The sequence below is a fragment of the Natronomonas salina genome (assembly GCF_013391105.1).
GTDB lineage: Archaea > Halobacteriota > Halobacteria > Halobacteriales > Haloarculaceae > Natronomonas > Natronomonas salina.
In genome coordinates this window covers 418598-437051 of sequence record NZ_CP058335.1, presented here as the reverse complement: position 1 = coordinate 437051, position 18454 = coordinate 418598, and the positions used below count along the sequence as shown (strand labels likewise).

19 protein-coding genes and 1 pseudogene are annotated in these 18454 nt (G+C 69.1%); 3 read left to right on the top strand and 17 right to left on the bottom strand.

Annotated elements, in window-relative coordinates; all coding sequences use genetic code 11:
* Positions 1 to 55: 55 nt before the first annotated feature.
* The 6 genes from HWV07_RS02485 to HWV07_RS02460 form a co-directional block, all read right to left on the bottom strand.
* A complete protein-coding gene (locus tag HWV07_RS02485) occupies positions 56 to 634 on the bottom strand; it encodes a DUF655 domain-containing protein (protein WP_178332784.1) in 579 nt (192 codons plus the stop codon).
* A 63-nt stretch (positions 635 to 697) separates the two neighbouring features.
* Positions 698 to 1054 carry an RNA polymerase Rpb4 family protein gene (locus HWV07_RS02480; protein ID WP_178332783.1) on the bottom strand — a complete coding sequence of 119 codons (357 nt, stop codon included), beginning with the start codon at positions 1052 to 1054 and terminating at the stop codon, positions 698 to 700.
* Complete coding sequence (locus HWV07_RS02475) at positions 1051 to 1344, bottom strand: 50S ribosomal protein L21e (protein WP_178332782.1); 294 nt, start codon at positions 1342 to 1344, stop codon at positions 1051 to 1053. The genes HWV07_RS02480 and HWV07_RS02475 overlap by 4 nt, the downstream gene beginning before the upstream one ends.
* A 233-nt stretch (positions 1345 to 1577) precedes the next feature.
* The gene (locus HWV07_RS02470) at positions 1578 to 1844 is read right to left on the bottom strand and encodes an elongation factor 1-beta (RefSeq protein WP_178332781.1); all 267 of its coding nucleotides are present in this window, start codon (positions 1842 to 1844) and stop codon (positions 1578 to 1580) included.
* 2 nt (positions 1845 to 1846) lie between these two features.
* The gene (locus HWV07_RS02465) at positions 1847 to 2029 is read right to left on the bottom strand and encodes an HVO_2753 family zinc finger protein (protein ID WP_178332780.1); all 183 of its coding nucleotides are present in this window, start codon (positions 2027 to 2029) and stop codon (positions 1847 to 1849) included.
* Between the two features lie 84 nt (positions 2030 to 2113).
* Positions 2114 to 3124, bottom strand: coding sequence for an NADP-dependent oxidoreductase (locus HWV07_RS02460; protein ID WP_178332779.1), 1011 nt, complete (start codon positions 3122 to 3124; stop codon positions 2114 to 2116).
* Positions 3125 to 3201: 77 nt separating this feature from the next.
* Between HWV07_RS02460 and tmcA the strand changes: the two genes are divergently transcribed.
* Together tmcA and HWV07_RS02450 are read left to right on the top strand one after the other, a co-directional pair.
* On the top strand, positions 3202 to 5463 hold the full coding sequence (gene tmcA / locus HWV07_RS02455; protein ID WP_178332778.1) for a tRNA(Met) cytidine acetyltransferase TmcA: 2262 nt from the start codon (positions 3202 to 3204) through the stop codon (positions 5461 to 5463).
* 31 nt (positions 5464 to 5494) lie between these two features.
* The gene (locus tag HWV07_RS02450; RefSeq protein WP_178332777.1) at positions 5495 to 5971 is read left to right on the top strand and encodes a DUF456 domain-containing protein; all 477 of its coding nucleotides are present in this window, start codon (positions 5495 to 5497) and stop codon (positions 5969 to 5971) included.
* Between the two features lie 9 nt (positions 5972 to 5980).
* On the opposite strand, the gene HWV07_RS02445 is transcribed toward HWV07_RS02450, so the two are convergent.
* On the bottom strand, positions 5981 to 6301 hold the full coding sequence (locus HWV07_RS02445) for a DUF7344 domain-containing protein (RefSeq protein ID WP_178332776.1): 321 nt from the start codon (positions 6299 to 6301) through the stop codon (positions 5981 to 5983).
* Positions 6302 to 6473: 172 nt separating this feature from the next.
* Here HWV07_RS02445 and HWV07_RS02440 point away from each other — a divergent pair, with 172 nt between their 5' ends.
* Complete coding sequence (locus HWV07_RS02440; RefSeq protein WP_178332775.1) at positions 6474 to 6635, top strand: DUF8014 family protein; 162 nt, start codon at positions 6474 to 6476, stop codon at positions 6633 to 6635.
* A gap of 4 nt (positions 6636 to 6639) precedes the next feature.
* Here HWV07_RS02440 and HWV07_RS02435 read toward each other — a convergent pair whose 3' ends face one another.
* From HWV07_RS02435 to HWV07_RS02390, 10 genes and pseudogenes are all read right to left on the bottom strand, one after another.
* On the bottom strand, positions 6640 to 7377 hold the full coding sequence (locus tag HWV07_RS02435; protein ID WP_178332774.1) for a GNAT family N-acetyltransferase: 738 nt from the start codon (positions 7375 to 7377) through the stop codon (positions 6640 to 6642).
* Positions 7378 to 7443: 66 nt separating this feature from the next.
* A complete protein-coding gene (locus tag HWV07_RS02430) occupies positions 7444 to 7833 on the bottom strand; it encodes a DUF8055 family protein (RefSeq protein WP_178332773.1) in 390 nt (129 codons plus the stop codon).
* On the bottom strand, positions 7830 to 9491 hold the full coding sequence (locus HWV07_RS02425; protein WP_178332772.1) for an FAD-dependent monooxygenase: 1662 nt from the start codon (positions 9489 to 9491) through the stop codon (positions 7830 to 7832). Before HWV07_RS02425 ends, HWV07_RS02430 begins: the two co-directional genes overlap by 4 nt.
* A complete protein-coding gene (locus tag HWV07_RS02420; RefSeq protein ID WP_178332771.1) occupies positions 9484 to 11175 on the bottom strand; it encodes an electron transfer flavoprotein subunit alpha/FixB family protein in 1692 nt (563 codons plus the stop codon). The genes HWV07_RS02425 and HWV07_RS02420 overlap by 8 nt, the downstream gene beginning before the upstream one ends.
* Positions 11176 to 11177: 2 nt before the next feature.
* Positions 11178 to 12032, bottom strand: coding sequence for an electron transfer flavoprotein subunit beta/FixA family protein (locus HWV07_RS02415; protein ID WP_178332770.1), 855 nt, complete (start codon positions 12030 to 12032; stop codon positions 11178 to 11180).
* A 147-nt stretch (positions 12033 to 12179) separates the two neighbouring features.
* Positions 12180 to 12509 (bottom strand): 4Fe-4S dicluster domain-containing protein, encoded by a 330-nt coding sequence (locus HWV07_RS02410; RefSeq protein WP_178332769.1) that lies wholly within the window; start codon positions 12507 to 12509, stop codon positions 12180 to 12182.
* Positions 12510 to 12555: 46 nt separating this feature from the next.
* Entirely contained in the window at positions 12556 to 14271 is a 1716-nt protein-coding gene (locus HWV07_RS02405; protein ID WP_178332768.1) for a glutamate--tRNA ligase, read from the bottom strand.
* A 72-nt stretch (positions 14272 to 14343) separates the two neighbouring features.
* The gene (locus tag HWV07_RS02400) at positions 14344 to 15945 is read right to left on the bottom strand and encodes a class I adenylate-forming enzyme family protein (RefSeq protein WP_178332767.1); all 1602 of its coding nucleotides are present in this window, start codon (positions 15943 to 15945) and stop codon (positions 14344 to 14346) included.
* A gap of 87 nt (positions 15946 to 16032) precedes the next feature.
* Complete coding sequence (gene idsA3 / locus HWV07_RS02395) at positions 16033 to 17058, bottom strand: geranylfarnesyl diphosphate synthase (protein WP_178332766.1); 1026 nt, start codon at positions 17056 to 17058, stop codon at positions 16033 to 16035.
* Positions 17055 to 18403, bottom strand: a pseudogene (locus tag HWV07_RS02390) (RNase J family beta-CASP ribonuclease). The gene idsA3 and the pseudogene HWV07_RS02390 overlap by 4 nt, the downstream one beginning before the upstream one ends.
* Positions 18404 to 18454: the final 51 nt, after the last annotated feature.

The window sequence follows — 18454 nt, the reverse complement described above, 5'->3', positions numbered from 1 at the left end:
TGCGCCGCGTAGGCCCCGGGTCCGTATATGGTTCACCCTTCGCCGGTGCGGCGGCTCAGGCCTCCTCGCGGCGCGCGAAGATGCGGTACTTGAGGTCCTCCTCCTGGAGCTCCTCCATGATGCGCTCGACGAGCACTTCGCGGGGGTTGTGCAGCCCGGAGACGCGCTCCTCGACCTCCTCGAAGCTCTCGAAGGGCTTGCGCTTCCGCTCGTCGAGGATGTTGTTCCGCAGCTTCTTGCCGATGCCCGGCAGGAGGTTGAGGACGTGCAGCCGCGTGGTGATCGGCTGTGCGTCGTTGTAGAAGTCGACGAACCGCTGCTCGTCGGCGTCGATGATCTCGTCGACCGCGTACTCCAGTTCCGACTCGCCGGTGCTCGAGAGGGCGTCGTACTCGACGTCCCGGAGCGTCTTGACGTTGTCACCCGGGGGGTCGATCTCGACGCGGTCCCCGATGTTGACGCCGGCGTCGTCGGTCAGCGCGATCTCCACGAGCCGGAAGTCGGACTCGCCGACGGCGAACGCGACCGGGGATTTCTGGTACTGCGGGCGGTCGTCCTCGGGGCGGCCCCGAGGCAGGAAGTCGACCACGACGGCCGTCGTGGGGGAGGGGTCGTCGGCTCCGGCGTCGCTCATGTCCTGGCATACGGGAAGCCGATATTTAAAACAGGGGCCGCGACGCCGGTTCGGCGGACCCGGTCAGGCGTACTTGACGACGATGTCGAGGATCTCGTCGAGTTCGTCGCCGGACAGCGAGTACCGCTCCTGGGCGAACACCGAGCGGAGTTCGTCGCGGTCGCCTGGCAGGAGGTCGGCGATCTTGTAGGCCGTGGCCTCGTCGACCTTCTCCAGCTCCACGAGTTCCTCGACCAGTTCGACGGACTCCTCGGGGTCGAGCACCGCGAACCGGTTGACGTGCTCGATGGCGCGGGCGAGTTCGTACTGCATCTCCCGCTCCTCGTCGAGCGCGCGCTCCTCCTCGACGTCGGCCAGCAGTTCCTTCGCCTGCGAGACGGTGAGGAACTCCTCGTCGACGACTTCCTTGAAGATCGTCATTCCTGCTGGTGACGGAGGTGGGCGGGCCGGGCGATGAGGGTCTTCTGCTTGCCGCCGTCCGTGATCTCGACCTTGTACGCGCGGCCCTGCTCGCCGACGACGGTGCCGGTGTGGCCGTTGAAGCGCGGGTGGAACTGACCGCCCGGCACCGAGGGGTCGATCTTGAGGTGGACCTTCTCGCCGTTCTCGTACTCCTCGACGGAGCGCTGCGGCGGGGAGGTGCCCCGCTCGCGGGGGCTGTTCTTCAGCTTGTTCCGGGTCGCCTTCCGTGGACCGTTCGAACTGGGCATTCTTGAAGAGCCCTAATCAGGTGCGACACATAAAAGGTGCGTTCCGGCCGCGCTCCTTCCCCTTCGCCCGGACGGGTGGGCGACGTAGCGACCGCGTCGGAGGTATTCGGGTTCTCGGCTATCAAGGTACCGACCGGCTCAGCGCCCAAACGTCACCGAAGCGCGGACGGACGCGACGGCGCCGCCGCTGTCGGGTGCGGCGGAGCGGTGAGAAGTTGGACGGTCGGTGTCGGTCAGATGCGGCCGACTTCGTCGACGCCGACGCTCTCGACGCCCTCGACGTCGCCGAAGGCGTCCTCGACGGCGTCCGTCCCGCCGGCCTCGTCCGGGATGACGACCGTCGGGAACAGCGCGATGAGACCGAAGGCGACGTCCTCGCGGTCGACGCGGCTGATCTTCGCGCCCTCCGGCAGGGAGTTCTCGAGGCGCTCCTGGAGCTCGTCCAGGTCGACCTCGGGGCTCTGCGGCATGACCTTCATCTTGGCAGCTACCTTCCCCATCGTTACGGACCCGTGAACCCGCAGTCGGGGCACTCGTAGAGGTTGCTCTGCTTGCGACACTTCGAACACCGGAAGATCAGGTGCCCGCAGTCGGGGCACTTGAACCGGGCGGCGCTTGTCCCGGAGATGTTGATCCCGCAGGAGATGCACTTCCGCACGTCCCGCCGGGTACTCTCGCTACTCATACGTCGTGGTCGGTCGGCGCGCCATTTAACGCTTGTCAAGCGCGGCGGCCGGCCGGCGAGGCGTCGGCGAAACTGCGGGCCAGTTCAGTCCGACCGCTCGCCGACCTGCACGAGTTGCTTGCCGATCTTCGTCCCCTCGAACAGCCCGAGGAAGGCGTCGGGGGCGTTCTCGAGGCCCTCGACGACGTTCTCGCGGTACTCGACGTCGCCGGAGGCGACCCACGTCGAGAGTCGCTGGAGGGCCTCGCCCCACCGGTCCTCGTAGTCCCGGACGAGCAGCCCCTCGACGCGGGCGCGGCTCTCGATGAGCTTGGCGAGCTTCCGCGGTCCGGTCGGGACCTCCGTCTCGTTGTACAGCGATATCTGCCCGCAGACGGCGACGCGCGCCCGGACGTTCAGCAGCGGCCAGACCGCGTCGGTGACGGGGCCGCCGACGTTGTCGAAGTAGACGTCGACGCCGTCCGGGCAGGCCTCGCGGAGCCGCGAGGACACGTCCTCCTCCTTGTAGTTGATCCCCTCGTCGAAGCCGACGGACTCCAGCCACTCGATCTTCTCGTCGGCGCCGGCGATGCCGATGACGCGGCAGCCGGTGAGGTCGGCGATCTGGCCGACGACGCTGCCGACGGCGCCCGCGGCCGCGCTGACGACCACCGTGTCGCCGGGCTTCGGCTCGGCGACGTCGGTCGTCCCGAAGTAGGCGGTGACGCCCGGCATCCCCAGCACGCCCAGCGCCGTCGAGACGGGGCCGTGCTCGGGGTTCACCGTCCGCAGGTCCCGTCCCTCGGCGACGGCGTAGTCCGCCCACTCGAGTTGGCCGGTGACGACGTCGCCGGCCTCGAAGTCGGGATGGTTCGACGTCTCGACCTCGCCGACGACGCCGGCCTTCATCGGGTCGCCGACGTCCCACGGCTCGGCGTACGACTCGGCGTCGCGCATCCGGCCGCGCATGTAGGGGTCGACCGACATGTACAGCGTCCGGACGAGCACCTCGTGGGGGCCGGGCTCCGGGACCTCCGACTCGACCTGCTCGAAGTTCTCCATCGACGGTTCGCCGGTCGGGCGGCTGTCGAGCAGCCACTGACGGTTCGTTGCCATACCACGTAGTTCGCCCCGAGGGACAAAGCGGACGGGCAACCGGTGGAGCCTTCCGGTACCGGTCCCAGGGGCCGGGCATGAACGCGGTTCGCGAGACGGCCCGGAAGCTCCGGGCGGAGGCGAGGGCGACGAACGAGCGCCGCCTGCTCGTCCTCGCCGGCGAACGGGACGCCGGCTACGACGCCGCCCGTGTCGCCTGCGAAGCGACGGACTGCGATGCCGTCTCGCTCTCGGAACGGGACGTGGTCGGCGAGCGGCTTCCCCTCGGCCGCACCGGGGAACTGCTCGGGACGACCCACGATTGCGTCGTCGTCGACTGCCACGACGAGACGCGGCCGAACGCGCTCGGCCGCGCCGCCGGCGCCGTCGACGGCGGGGGTCTGCTGATCTTCGTGACGCCGCCGCTCGACGAGTGGCCCGACCGCCGCGACGGCTTCGACGAGACGCTCGCGGTCCCGCCGTTCGGCCTCGAGGACGTCGCCGGCACGTTCCGCCGCCGCCTCGTCTCGACGCTGCGGGCCCACCGCGGCGTCGCGGTTCTCGACGTCGACGCTGGGGCGGTCGTCGACGACGGCCTGACCCATCCGGACCCGAGGTTCGCCCCGGAGCCCTTCGGGCGGCCGGCGGAGTTCGAGTTCCCCGGGGAGGTCTACGACGCCTGCCTCACCGACGACCAGCGCGACGCGGTCCGCGCCTGCGAGCGACTGCGCGAGGACGGCGCGGCGGTCGTCCTCGAGGCCGACCGCGGCCGCGGGAAGTCCAGCGCGGCGGGGCTGGCCGCGGCCGGACTGGCCGCCGAAGGTGACGACGTCCTCGTCACTGCGCCGAACTACCGGAACGCCGCCGAGGCGTTCGAGCGGGCCGCAGCGGTTCTGGAGTCCCTCGGGGTGCTCGAAGCGGATACCCGCGACGCCGACCTCCCCTCGGCGCTCCGGACCGAGTCGGGCGGTCGGATCGCGTTCCGACGACCCACCGACGCCGTCGACGAGCGGGCCGACGTCCTGATCGTCGACGAGGCGGCCGCGTTCCCCGTCCGCGTGCTGGAGTCGCTGCTCGGCGTCGCGCCGGGCGCCTGCTTCGCCACGACGGTCCACGGCTATGAGGGCGCCGGCCGGGGCTTCGACGTCCGGTTCCGGGACCACCTCGACGGGGCTCGCGACGTCGCGACGGTCGCCCTCGCCGAGCCGATCCGCTACGCCGCGGCCGACCCCGTCGAGGTGTGGCTGTTCCGCGCGCTGCTGCTCGACGCTCGTCCCGCGGTCGAACCGCTGGTCGAGGAACGCGACCCTGACGACGCGGTCTACGAGCGACTCGCCCCGGCGGACCTCGTCGACGACGAGAACCTCCTCCGGGAGACGTTCGGGCTGCTCGTCGAGGCCCACTACCGGACGGAGCCGGACGACCTCGCGCGGCTGCTCGACGCGCCGAACGTCGCCGTCCGGGCGCTGACCGTCGGCGGCCACGTCGTCGGCGTGGCGCTGCTCGCCCGCGAGGGCGGGCTCCCCGAGGCGCTCCGCCGCGAGATGTACGAAGGTGCCCGCGTCCGGGGGAACATGCTCCCGGACGTGCTGACCAGCCAGCTGCGCGACCCGGAGGCCGGCGACCCGGTCGGCCTCCGCGTGATGCGCATCGCGACCCACCACGCGGTCCGGTCGCGGGGCTTCGGCTCCCGGCTCCTCGACGAGATCGCGCGGGAGTTCGACCCCGAAAGCGACCGCGAAGTGAGTGGTCGGTTCGAAGCGATGGACTACCTGGGCGTCGGCTACGGCGCGACGCCGGAACTGCTCTCCTTCTGGGACGACGCCGGCTACGACACCGTCCACCTGTCGACGACCCGCAACGACACCAGCGGCGAGTACTCCGCCATCATGCTCCGGCCGCTCTCGGAGGCCGGCGAGCGGCTGGCCGACCGCCACGCCGAGTGGTTCCTGCGCCGGATACCGGGGGTGCTGGCCGACGCGCTCGACGACGCGGACCCGGACGTCGTCCGGGCCGCGCTCGCGGCGGCCGACGGTCAGGTCCCGCTCGACCTGGCGGACTTCGAGTGGCGGGTCGTCGCCAGCGCCGCATACGGACCTGGGCTCTTCGACGCCGCCCCCGACCCGTTCCGCCGCCTCGCGCTCCGGGCGCTCGTCGACGGGGCGCTGGCGGACGCGGACGCCGAGCGGCTGCTGGTCGCGAAGGTCCTGCAGGCCCGCCCCTGGGACGCCGTCGCCGACGACCTGGAGTACGTCTCGAGCCGGGAGTGCATGCGCGCTCTCGGCGACGCCTATCGCCCGCTCGTCGACCGCTACGGGAGCGACGTCGCGCTCGCGGAAGCCGACCGCTACGACCCGTAGGCCTAACGGCGAGCGGGGCGAACCTCGTCGTATGCTCCCGGTCGACCCGTTCGTCGTTGCCCTCGTGTTGCTCGTCGCCGCCGTCGTCGCCAGCGTCGTCCCGCTGATCCCGGGAGGCCTCCTCTCGCTGATCGGCGTCGCCTACTACTGGCAGGCGACCGGCGAACTCGGCACGTTCGCCGGCGCGGCGCTGCTGGCGCTCGGGCTGTTCACCCTCGTGCTCGACTGGCTCGGCGGCGCCATCTCGGCGCGCGTCGGCGGTGCGTCGATGCAGACGACCGCCGTCGCGGCGGTCGCGGCGGTGGCGCTGATGTTCGTCCTGGGTCCGCTCGGCGCGCTGCTGGGCATCGCCGGGACGGTCTTCGCCCTCGAGTTATACCGCCACGGCGACGTCGAACGCGGGCTCCGGACGGCCGCGGTGACGACCGTCGGGATGCTCGCCTCGTCGGTGATGCAGGTGCTCCTGACGGTGTCGGTGCTGATCGGGTTCCTGCTGGCGACCTGGTGACGGGCGGTCTCAGTCGGCCAACTCGAGTTCCCGCGTCGAGTGGAGCAGCGTCTCGAGCTCCGCGGGAATATCGCCGACCTCCACCACCCCGTTCGGTCGGTCGTACTCGACGACGGACAGGTCGTCGAGCTTGGGGAGGTGGTGGTGCCGGAGTGCCAGTGCCACCTCGTCGACGTCGCCGGCCGGACCGGCGGTTGCTCCCGTGGACGACTCGGCGAGCGTCGCGGCGAGCTCCTCGACCGTCGTCACGTCCTCGTCGGCGAGGTGGTACAGCAGGCGGCGACGCTGCCGGTCGGCGAGATACCGGAAGTAGTCGTCGAGGTCAGCCATGGTACCACCCAGGACGGCGAGGCTTCTTGCTGGAGGGACTTGGCATAAAGTATGCTCTGGGTCCGGGCATACAAGGTATTTTTTATTTCGAACCGCGGGAAACGTATTCTGTCTGTCAGATTCGCTCCCCCGAACCGGAAGTGCCGAGGTGTCCGAGCGACGATTGGCGGGCATGGAGTGCGAAGAAGCAGGCTGCGAGGAGCGGGCGGCCGTCAGGCTCCACGTCCCGTGGGACGAGAACCGCGTGGTCTGTCCGGCCCACGCGCGACCCGTCGCACGGAAGGACGGCGTCGTCGCGGAGCCGCTGGAGGGCGCCGAGTCGGAGTGGCCCTAGGGGTCTAGCCGAGCACCTTCGCCAGCATCACCTCGTCTGCGTACTCGTCGTCGATCTTGTAGTGGTCCTCGCGGACGGCCTCGGTGTCCCACCCGCGGTTTTCGAGGAAGTCGATGGCGTCCTGGTTGGAGGAGGGGACGCTGTTGTAGAGCTTCTCGTAGCCGTTGTCGAGCGCCCAGTCGACGCCGCGGTCCAGCAGCTTCGTCCCGATGCCGTGGCCGCGGTACTCGTCGATGACGCCGACCGTGAGTTCGGCGGTGTGGGCGAGCTTCTCCAGTTCGGGGGCGTTGAGGTGGACCCAGCCGACGACGTCGCCGTGGACGGTCGCGACGAAGAACATCCGGCTCTGGAGCTCGTTGTGCCGCAGCAGGACGTTCTCGCTCTCGACGACGTCGGCGATGGTCTCACCCTCGATATACGTCTTGTTGGCCAGCGCCTCGCGGATCGCGCCCACGAGGCCGGTGAGGTCGTCCTCGCGGGCTTGCCGGATCGTCACCTCCAGGCCCTCGTCGACGAACGTCTCCTCGCTCTCGTCGTCGAAGGCCACCCGGAGCCGGTCGTCGTCGTCCCGTGTGACGATGCCGTCGCGTCTGAGGACGGCGGCGTGGTGACCGAAGGCTTCAGGACTCATGTTGAGCGCCCGGCGGGCGTCCTCGGCGTCGACGCGGCCCTCGCGCTCGATGTACTCGTAGATGTCCTTGCGGTCCCGGTGGGTGAACTCGAGTTCGTCGGAGAACTGCATGTCCACTGTTACCACGATACAGGATATAAAAGTGTTGGCGCGGACGGACCAATTGCGTGCTGTTACTTATCGCCCGCCGGACCACGCCTCGGCGGTGTCCCGCTCGGGGACCTGCGTCAGCAGCATCGCGGTGTCGCGGATACTGTGGGTGTCGACGAGCAGTTCGGCGGCCTCCCGGACGGTGAAGGACGCGTCGATGTCGACGCCGTAGCAGGCCGCGTACAGCTCCAGCCAGTCGTTGAGCGCGCGCTCCAGCAGCGCGAACTCGGCCTCGTCGAAGCGCACCGTCTCGCCCGTCCGGGCGTCCACGTAGAGGCCGACCACCGCCCCGGCCCCGTCGGTGAGGTACTCCAGGGCGGCCGCCTCGTCCGGCGGGTCCGACGGGGGCTCGAAGGCCTCGCGGTCCCGCCGCGCGCGCTCGGACAGTTCGGCGATGCGCTCGGAGACGTCGCTCATCCCTCGCGGAACTCGACGCCCTTGCCCCCGGAGGGGTGGTCCCAGTCCGTCTCGGCGACGATGGCGCAGGTCCCGCACTCGACACAGGGCTGGGTGTCGAGGCTGACGACCTTCTCCTCGTGGCCGTTCCGCTGGACGGTCTCGCTGCGGTAGCAGCCGCCGCCGAAGTCCTCCGCGCTGACCGGGCAGGCCGTCACCGCCGTCCCGCTGGCCTCGTAGCTCTCGTCGAGCAGGTCGATGTGTGGCTCGCCGACGTCGTAGGTCAGATCGCCGATGCGGTCGTTCAGGTCCGGCGGCTCGACGGTGTTCTCGGCGTCGACGCGCTCGCCGAGCACCTCCGCGACGACCCGCGGCACCGTCACGTACGACGTCCGGGTGTCGGGGATCATCCCGAGGACGAACGGCGAGTTGAACGCCCGCTCGATGGCGCCGTCGAGCAGCTTCACGCCGGCGCGGCCGACCGGCGAGTCGATCAGCCCGCTGCCGAGCTTCGTGACGAGGTCGCTCTCCGAGAGCGTCCGGGTCATCCGGTAGCGCCGCGGTCGGAGCTTCGCCATCACGCCCTCGTCGACGAGCTTCTTCTCGTAGAGGTCGCCCGCCCGGTCTGTGGAGCCGCGGGACTTCGCCTCGGCGAACGCCTCCGCGGCGAGGCCGCCGGCGGTGACCGCGTGGTTCATTCCCTTGATGATGGGGCCCTGCGCCTGCATCTGCCCGGCGGCGTCGCCGACGACCAGCAGTCGCCCCTGATGTGGCGACGGGTTCGCCGCCTTCTTCGAGTCGGGGACGAGCTTCGCGGAGTACTCCCGCTCCTCGTAGTCGCCCTGCAGCCACTGGTCGAGCAGCGGGTGGGTGAGCAGGGCGTCGAGCAACTCATGGGGCTCGGCGCGCTCCTCCGCCAGCGAGTCGAGGTGGAACACCGTCCCGATGGACAGCGAGTCCTCGTTCGTGTAGAGGAACCCCCCGCCGCGGACCCCCTGGAAGAGGTCCCCCGAGAACAGGTGGGCGACGCCGTCGTCGGGGTCGACGTCGAACCGCTCGTTGACGGCGTCGGGGTCCATGTCGACGACGGCCTTCACGCCCTGGAACCACTCGTCGGGCTCCTCCCAGTCCATCAGGCCGGCGTCGCGGGCCAGCTCTGAGTTGACGCCGTCGGCCGCGATGATCACGTCGGCCTTGATCGGGTCGATCTCGTCGCAGGTGACGCCAACGATCTCGCCGTCCTCCCGCAGCAGGCCGTTGACCCGCACCTCCGTCAGCAGGCCGCCGCCGGTTTCGCGGCACTTCTCGTGGACGCGCTCGGCGAGCCACGAGTCCATCTTCCGGCGGAGCACCGAGTCGCACCACTCGGTGTCGTCGTGGTGGACGTCGGCGAGGTCGTAGGTCCGGACCTTGTCGCCGGCGACGTTGTGGATGTAGTACTCGGAGATCGGCCGTTCGGCGGCCGCCTCGCGGAAGCCGTCGAACATCGAGTCGATGGTGTAGGGGGCGGACTCCTCGGCGTAGATGAGCCCGCCGGAGATGTTCTTCGAGCCGGCGTCGACGCCCCGCTCGAGGACGAGCGTCTCGACGCCCTGGTCGGCAAGCGTCGCCGCCGCAGCGGCCCCGCCGGGGCCGGCGCCGACCACGACCGCCTCGAAGTGCTCGTAGTCGTCAGTCATCGCTCACCTCCGCGACCGCGGTGGAGAACTCGCCTTCCTTCAGCGCCTCCGTCAGCCGCGGCAACACCTCGAAGAGGTCCCCCTCGATGTAGTAGTCCGAGAAGTCCCGGATGTCGGCGTCCGGGTCGGTGTTGATGGAGACGATGGTGTCGGACTCGTCCATCCCGACCTTGTGCTGGACCGCCCCGGAGATGCCGGCGGCGACGTAGAGGTCGGGCTCGACGACCTGGCCGGACTCGCCGATCTGGCGCTCCTCGGCGACGTAGTCCTCGACGTGGCTGTCGAACTCGTAGGAGGCCGTGATGACGCCGCGTGAGAGCCCGAGGTCGGCCTCCTCGAAGGCGTCGACCAGTTCGAGGCCGAGTTCCATCCCCTCGGTAGGTCGGTCGCCGATACCGCGGCCGAGCGCGACGACGACCTCGTTGCCGGTGAGGTCGACGCCGCCTTCGAGGCGGTCGAAGTCGGTCACCTCGACCTGGAACCAGTCGTCGGGCAGGTCGAGGTCGTGCTCGACGATCTCGCCCTCGCGGTCGGGGTCCGGCTCCGGGAGGTCGAACGTTCCCGGGATGACGCTGGCGCCCTGCGGGTGGAAGTCCCGGTGCGGTTTGTCGATGCAGAGGATCGTCGAGTACTCGAACCCGGAGAAGTCCGGCCGGGGCATGTGCAGGATACGCTCGAACACCTTGTTGTCGCCTGGCGTCCCGGTCTTCGCGGGGTTCGAGATGGTCGCGGAGTCGATGTAGAGGTCCGAGCAGTCCGAGGCCAGCCCCGAGTCGAGTTCGCCCTGGACGAGCGCCGAGAGGTCCCGCCCGTTGTTCGTCGCCGGGAAGACGTTGTACCGCGGCTCGTGGTAGTCGCGCCACTCGAAGTCGCCGTCCCGACACATCGCACAGAATATCTCCGTGTACGGCTTGTGACGGAATCGCGCGAGTCGCTCGTCCTCGTGGTAGACGACCCGGTCGGCGCCGTAGGCGACGGCCTCCTCGGCGAGGTCCGCGACGCCGTCGCCGATGAGGACCGCGACGACGTCCTCGGGGTTGCCGTCTTCGTCGCCGCCGTACTTTCCGGAAGACTCGTCTTCCGACCCCCCGCTCGCGTCGCTCGCGGGGGCCTCGTTGTACCCGTCCATCAGCTCGCGGGCCTTCCCGAGCATCTCCTTCGAGACGTCGATGAGTTCGCCCTGCTGGGTCTCGCAGTACACCCACATGTCGCGGTAGTCGCCGTCGACGGTCCCCTCGACCCACCGCTTCTCCGATGTCGGGTGGTCGAGATCGGGGTACTTCTCCTCCGGCGGGACGTACTCGACTTCGGCCGCCTCGCCGTCGTCGTCCTGCGTCAGGTCCTCGATGCGCTTCTCGATCTGGGAGATGGCGGACTTCCGCTCCTTCCCCTCGCGCTCGCGTTCGAGCATATCCTCGAGGACGTCGACGTCGTCGACGTCGCGGACCATGTTCGCGACGTCGGCGACCGTCAGCTCCGTCAGGTCGGCCTCGCCCGGGTCGACGTCCTCGTCGTCCTCGGAGAGCGTGTCGATACGGCCCTCGATGAGGGTCTTCACCGGGTCGCGGTCCTCGGCTTCCTCCTCGAGTTCCAGCATCTCCTCCAGTTCGTCGACGTCGTCGACGTCCTTGATCTTCGGTCCCAGCTCCGCGATCTCGTGTTCGGTGGGGTCTAGAGATACCATTGTCAGTCACCTGCCGCGTACGGCGCCATCTCCTCGAGGACGTCGCTCATCCCCTCCTCGTCGTCGGGGGTGACGGTCTGGGCTTCCCGCTCCGACGGCGCCTTCGGGATGGGGTCGACGCCGGAGACGATCGTCGGGGAGCCGTCCAGGCCGATGAAGTCGGGGTCGAGGTTCAGGTCCTGGTGGTCCCACACCGTCACGAGGTCCTCGTAGTCCTCGGCGCGCTCCCGGGTCTCCTCGCGGAGCTCCTTGTGCTTCAGCCGGTGGGCGGCCTTCCGGTAGGTCGGCTCGAACTCGGGGTCGGCGACGACGAAGGCAGGGAGGTCGGCCTCGACGGTCTCGATCTCCTCGACGTCGCCCTCCACGAGCCGCTTCGCCCGGAGCCGCCCCTCGTCGGCGTCGATGTCGAGCGCGACGACGTGGGTGACCAGCGGCCACTGCAGACACCAGTTGGTCTGCGGGCCGGTGTGGCCGGTCTCCCCGTCGGCGGTCTTGAAGCCCGCGAAGATGAGGTCCGGCGTCTCCTCGAGCTTCTCGATGCCGGTGGCGACCGTCATCGCGGTCGCCCAGGTGTCTGCGGCCCCCATCTCCCGGTCGGAGAGCAGGTAGAGGTCGTCGGCGTAGACGTCCCGCATCCCCTCCTGGAGGACCTCCTTGTACCCCGGCGGCCCCATGCTCATCAGCGACACCTTGCCCCCGTGGCGGACCTTCGTCTGGAGGGCCGCCCGGAGCGCGAACTTGTCGTTCGGGTTCATCACCGTCGGCGTCTTCCCGCGTTCCAGGTGGCCGTCCTCGTCGAAGGAGACCTGGCCCTCCCGGAAGTCGGGGACGCCTTTCGTCAGCACGAGTGTGTTCATTGATAACCGTACCCTAAGAGACTCTGTCCCACCACGGCCTAATAGTTTTTAGCACGGTGGCTGGGCCGCTGGACCGCCAGCTACCGCTGGTCGGCGGGCGGACGAGAGAATCGAAGGGCGGTTCGGGTCGCCGTCCGGGCTCCCGGGTCAGGTCCGGCCGGCGCGCCCCGGGTCGACGTCGATGGCGTCGACGGGACAGACGTCCACGCAGAGCATGCAGTCGATGCACTGGTCCTCGTTCGTCGGGTTCGCCTTGATCTCGCTCTCGGGGTGGTCGGGGGTGTCAACCCACTCGAAGACGTCGACCGGGCAGTCCTCGAGGCAGGCGCCGTCGGCGATGCAGATGTCGAAGTCGACGGCGACGTGCGTCCCGCGGATGCCGAGCTTCTCCGGCGGGTCCGTCGGGCCCCAGACGTCGACGCCGTGTTCCTCGCCCTCGAGTTCGCTGTTTTCCTCGAAGTTCGGGTCGATGGCCATTGGTATCTATCAACAGTGCCGGACGGACCTTAAACGTTCGCGCCCGTCAGGGGTGGCTGTAGTAGGCGACGGTCTCCTCGTCGTCGTGTCTATCTACCCTGGCGAAGCCGATGCGCTCGAACTGGACGACGTCGTCGGGTGTGTACGTCGAGATACCGGGTTCCGCGTGCCCCCGCTCGTCCCCGTCCATCGTCCGGAGCCGCAGCGGGACGTTCTCGTCGGCGGGCACCCAGTGGACCACGTCCACGTCGCCCTCCCGGACGACGTCGATGTCCTCGCCGGTGAACTCGAAGGCGTCGCGGGTGTGCCGCACCGGCCCGTAGCCCTTCAGCCAGACGCGCTTGCCGTTCGGCGGGACGTCCTCCGGTTCGACCAGCACGGCGCCGTCGACGGGGATGGAGCGGGTCCCGCGGTCCTCGTGGTCGGGGTGCAGCGGCGGTTCGGCGCCGTCCGGTCCGCCGACGACGGTCTTCTCGACGCCGTCGCGGACGAGGAACCGGCGGTCGGCATCGTCGTCGACGAGTTCGCGGTTGTTCGCGTAGATGGACGACATCGCCAGGTCGACGTTCGAGGTGGAGGTGCCGAGTTCGGTCATCGCGTCGACGATGGCCTCGCCGCGGATGCCGCGCCGGCGGAGGCTGGCGACGGTCGGCGCCCGCGGGTCGTCCCAGCCGTCGAGTTCGCCGGCCTCGACCTTCTGCTTGATCGTCGAGGTCGACATCGCCACGTCGTAGGCGTCGATCTGGACGTGCCCCCAGTGGAGCACCTCCGGGTACTCCCAGTCGAAGTAGTCGTAGACGAACTGCTGGCGCTTCGCGGAGTCCTGCAGGTCGATGCCGCGGATGATGTGGGTGACGCCGAAGAGGTGGTCGTCGACGCCCGACTGGAAGTCCAGCATCGGCCAGCAGCGGTACTCGGCGGCCGTCTCCCGCGGATGCGGGGTGTCGACCATCCGGAAGGCGACCCAGTCGCGCAGCGCCGGGTTCTTGTGCTCGATGTCCGTCCGGACGCGGAGCACGATCTCGCCGGAGCTGTACCCGCCGTCGACCATCGCCTCGAACTCCTCGAGGGTGGTCTCGACGTCCTTGTCGCGGTGCGGGCAGGGCTCGCCGCTGTTCTTCAACTCGGAGAACTCCTCGCCGCCGCAGGAGCAGGTGTAGGCGCCGCCGGCCTCGATGAGGTTCCGCGCGTGCTCGTAGTAGGTCTCGACGCGGTCGGAGGCCTTCACGACCTCGTCGGGCTCGAAGCCGAGGTAGTCGATGGCCTCCAGGATCTCGTCGTAGGCGTCGAGGTCCGGCCGCTTCGTCTCGGGGTCGGTGTCGTCGAACCGGCAGAGCATCCAGCCGTCGTACATCTCCTTGTACGTCCCGATGACGGCGGGCATCCGGGCGCTGCCGAGGTGCCAGGGGCCGTTGGGGTTCGGCGCCAGCCGCATCCGCACCTCGTCGTAGGCCTCGACGTTCGGGAGGTCGGGCAGCGGCTGGTCGTCTTCCTCGTCCTCGGCTTCGAGTTCCTCGACCAGTTCGGGGTCCAGTTCCGCGAGGCGGTCGCGCTTCTCGGCGGCCGAGAGGCCGTTGACCCGCTGGATGACCGGCGAGATGACGCCGGGGATCTCGTCGCCGTGCTCGCGGAACTCGGGGTTCTCGCCCATCATCGGGCCCATGATGGCGCCGACCTGTGCGTCGCTGTCGTGCTTGAGCGCGTTGAACAGCGCGGCCGTCTCGGCCTCGCGCTCGACGCGCTCGCGGAGGTCCTCGTCCATTACCGACAGCTACCGCGGGGAGGGTCAAAACCTACCGGGATTCCCCCCGCGGGCGCCGACCGACCGGCGACGCTACCCCTCGCCGACCATCCGCTCCTCGTCCTCCCAGTACTTCGCACGGAGTTCGTACTTCTGGACCTTCCCGGTCGCCGTCTCCGGGAGGTCATCGACGAAGTCGACGCTCGTCGGCGCCTTGTAGCCGGCCAGGCGGTCCTTCACGAAGTCGATGACCTCGTCTTCCGTCAGGCTCGCGCCGGGTCGTTCGACGACGACGGCCTTCGGCGTCTCGCCCCACTTCTCGCTCGGCACGGGGATGACCGCCGCCTTCGAGACGTCCTCGTGGTCGTAGAGGGCGTCCTCGACCTCGATTGAGGAGATGTTCTCGCCGCCCGAGATGATGATGTCCTTCCGGCGGTCCTGGATGGCCACCATGCCGTCCTCGTCGACGGTCGCGAGGTCGCCGGTGTGGAAGTACCCCTCGATGCGGTCGTTGAACGCCCGGCGGGTCTCCTCCGGCTTCCCCAGGTACCGGTCCATCACCTGGTTGCCCCGGACGACGATCTCGCCGATGGTCCCGCCGTCCCGCGGGACGTCCTCGCCGTCCTCGTCGACGACGCGGACGTCGGTGCAGAGCACCTCCGAGCCCTGGGTCACCTTCAGTTCGCGGCCGCGCTCGGCGAGCCGCCGCGGCGAGTTGCTGGTCGTGATGATCGGCGCCGTCTCCGTGAGCCCGTAGATGTGGATGATGCGCCAGTCGAACTCGTCCTCGATCGTCTCGATCGTCGCCGTCGCGGGCGCGCTCCCGGCGGTCGCGATGCGGACGTCGCGGTCCCCGGTCATCCCGACGTCGCCGTCGGCGTCCTCGTAGAACTGGATGAGGTTGTTCAGCACGGTCGGCGCCCCGCACATGAAGCTGACGTCGTGCTCGCGGACGCGCCGGAGGGTCCCTTCGGGGTCGAAAGTCCGCTGGCAGACGTGCGTGCCGCCGGTCCCCGTGATGGCGTAGGTGTGCCCCCAGCCGTTGCAGTGGAACATCGGCAGCGTCCACAGGTAGTTGTCGTCGTCGCGGATCTCCATGTGCTGGTTCAACACCAGCGCGTGCCAGTGCTCCGTCCGGTGGGTTCGGACGACGCCCTTCGGGTCGCCGGTCGTCCCGGAGGTGTAGTTGATGCTGGCGTCTTCGTCCTCAGAGAGCTCCGGGTAGTCGGGCTCCGTCGACGGCTGCTCGTCGAGCAGCGTCTCGTAGTCCTGCCAGTCGCCGTCGATCCGGTCGGCCTCGTAGCCGACGAAGTGCTCGGCCGAGACCTCCTCGCGGATGGGCTCGACGTTGCCGGCGTAGTCGTAGTCGGCGACGACCACGTCGGCCTCGCAGTCGTCGACGATGTACGAGAGCTCGTCGGGGGTCAGCCGGTAGTTCATCGGGACGAAGACGGCGCCGAGCCGGTTCGTCGCGTAGAGCGTCTCGATGAAGTAGTGGGTGTTCGGTGCCAGCAGGGCGACGCGGTCGCCGCGCCCGACGCCCAGGTCGGCGAGGGCGTGGGCGAGCCTGTCGACCCGATCCTCGACCTCGGCGTACGTGTACTCGGTGCCGTCGTGGGCGACGACCCCCGTCACGTCGTCGTAGAGGTCGACCGCGCGCTCGAGGAAGTCGGTGGTGAGCATCTCGCGCTTCATGGCATGCCAGTGAATATCTGCCAGGAGCGTCAAAGCCTTTGCCCACGTCCGGGCGGGGCCGACGGGAGAACGCGTCGACCGCGGGCGTCAGTACCCGCGCTCGATGAGGAAGTCCGCGATGTCCTCGAGGAGGCTCCGGGACTCCCCGTCCGGGAGCACCTCGAGTTGCTGCTTCCCGCTGTCGACGAGGTCCTGGGCCATCTCGCGGGCGAAATCGATGCTCCCGGCCTCCTCCAGGCGGGCGACCGCCGCCTCGATCTCCGCCTCGCCGGGGTCGTCGGAGACCAGGGTATCGACGTCGACGCCCTGGTCGCGGGCGTGCAGCGTGATGACCGTCCGCTTGCCCTCAACGAGGTCGGAGCCGCGCTGCTTGCCGAGCTCCTCGCTGGGGACGGTGAGGTCCAGCAGGTCGTCCTGGATCTGGAAGGCGCGTCCGATGTCGAGGCCGTAGCCGTGGAGCGCGTCGACGGTCTCCTGGTCGGAGCCCAGCAGGATGGCCGGAATCGCCGAGGCCGCCGCGTACAGGACCGCCGTCTTGAACTCCACCATCTCCAGGTACTCGTCGGTCGTCACGTCGCCGCGCTCCTCGAAGTCGACGTCGAGGGCCTGGCCCTCGCAGATCTCGGTGCAGGTGGTCGCCAGTTCGTCGAGGGCGCGCACGCTGCGCTCGGCCGGTGCGCCCGTATCGAGCATGTACTCGAAGGCCTTCGAGTAGAGCGTGTCGCCGGCGAGGATGGCGGTCTCGAGGTCGTACTCCCGGTGGACGGCGGGGACGCCCCGCCGGAGGTCGTCGTCGTCCATGATGTCGTCGTGGATGAGCGTGAACGACTGGATGACCTCGATACTGACCGCCGCCGAGAGGACGTCGACGCCGTTGCCCTCGAGGGACGGGAACTCGCGGTAGTCGGCCGCGAGCGGTTCCTCCCCCGAGATGGCCTCCGCCGTGAGCAGCAGGATGGTCGGCCGGAGGCGCTTGCCGCCGGCGTCCAGCAGGTACCGCGACGCCGAGTAGAGCCGCTCCGGCTTCTGGACCGGGAGCTGTTCGGCGATGGCGTCGTTGACGATCTCGCGGCGGTCCGCGATCGCCGCCTCGACGCGCTCTTCGGTGGTCATTCGGTGATCTGGATCGTCTGGCCGTTGCGTGAGACGTGCAGGTCTCGGCCCATCTCGTAGCCCTCGTTCTCACAGAGGTTCACGTACGAGGAGAACCCGCTGAGGTCCTGGTGGGCCGGGACGATGTGCTTCGGCTGCAACGCGTCGAGCATCTCGTAGTGGCCCTCCTGGTTCAGATGGCCGGAGACGTGGATGTCGTCGTAGATGCGGGCGCCCTGCATGCCGAGCAGCTTCTCGGCCTGGTAGCGCTGCCCCTCGTTGGTCGGCTCGGGGATCACTCGCGCCGAGAAGACGACCTTGTCGCCGTTGTCGAGTTCGTACGGCGTCTCGCCGCGGGCCATCCGCGTGAGCATCGCGCGCGGTTCGCCCTGGTGGCCCGTCACGACGGGGAGGTAGTTCTCCTTGCCCTCCTCCATGATGCGCTGGAACGTCCGGTCGACAGACTTCCGGTGGCCGTACATCCCGAGGTCGTCCGGGAAGTCGACGAAGCCGAGCCGTTCCGCCGTCCCGCTGTACTTCTCCATCGAGCGACCGAGAAGCACCGGCTGGCCGGCCGATGTCCTTCGCGAACTCCACGAGGCTCGTGACGCGAGCGATGTGACTGGAGAAGGTGGTGGCGACGATGCCACCGTCGTAGTCCTCCAGGGAGTACAGCACGTCCTTGAGGTGGGCACGTGCCACCGACTCCGAAGGGGTCCGACCCTTCTTGTTGGCGTTGGTGCAGTCCTCGATGTAACAGAGGACGCCCTCGCCCTCGCGGCCGATCTCGTGGAACCGCTTCATGTCGATGGGGTCGCCCAGGACGGGCGTGTGATCCATCCGCTTGTCGAGGCCGTACACCACGGCGCCCTCCGGGGTGTGGAGGACGGGGTTGATGGCGTCGATGATCGAGTGAGTGACGTTGACGAACTCCAGTTCGCACTTCTCGCCGATACCCATCGTCTCGCCGGCCTCCATCTTCACGAGGTCGTTCTGGACGCCGAACTTCTCCTCGCCCTCGATCTGCTGCTTGACGAGTTCGATGGTGAAGGGCGTCGCGACGATGGGGGCGTCGTAGCGGTGGGCCAGCTTCGAGATGGCGCCGATGTGGTCGAGGTGGCCGTGCGTCGGCACGATCGCCTGCACGTCGCCCTCGATGTCGCTCATGACCCGGTCGTCCGGAATGGCCCCCATGTCGATGAGGTCCAGGCTGTGCATCCGTTCGGTCTCGACGTTGTCGTGGATGAGGACCTTCGACAGGTTCAGCCCCATGTCGAAGATGACGACGTCGTCGCCGGGCGCGGACGGCAGTCATCTGCCGGCCGACCTCCTCGTAGCCGCCGATCGTTGCGATTTCGATCTCCATGGTTTGAGTCCGAGAGACCGCTCCGCGGACTCGCGAGTGGGCGACCGGCCC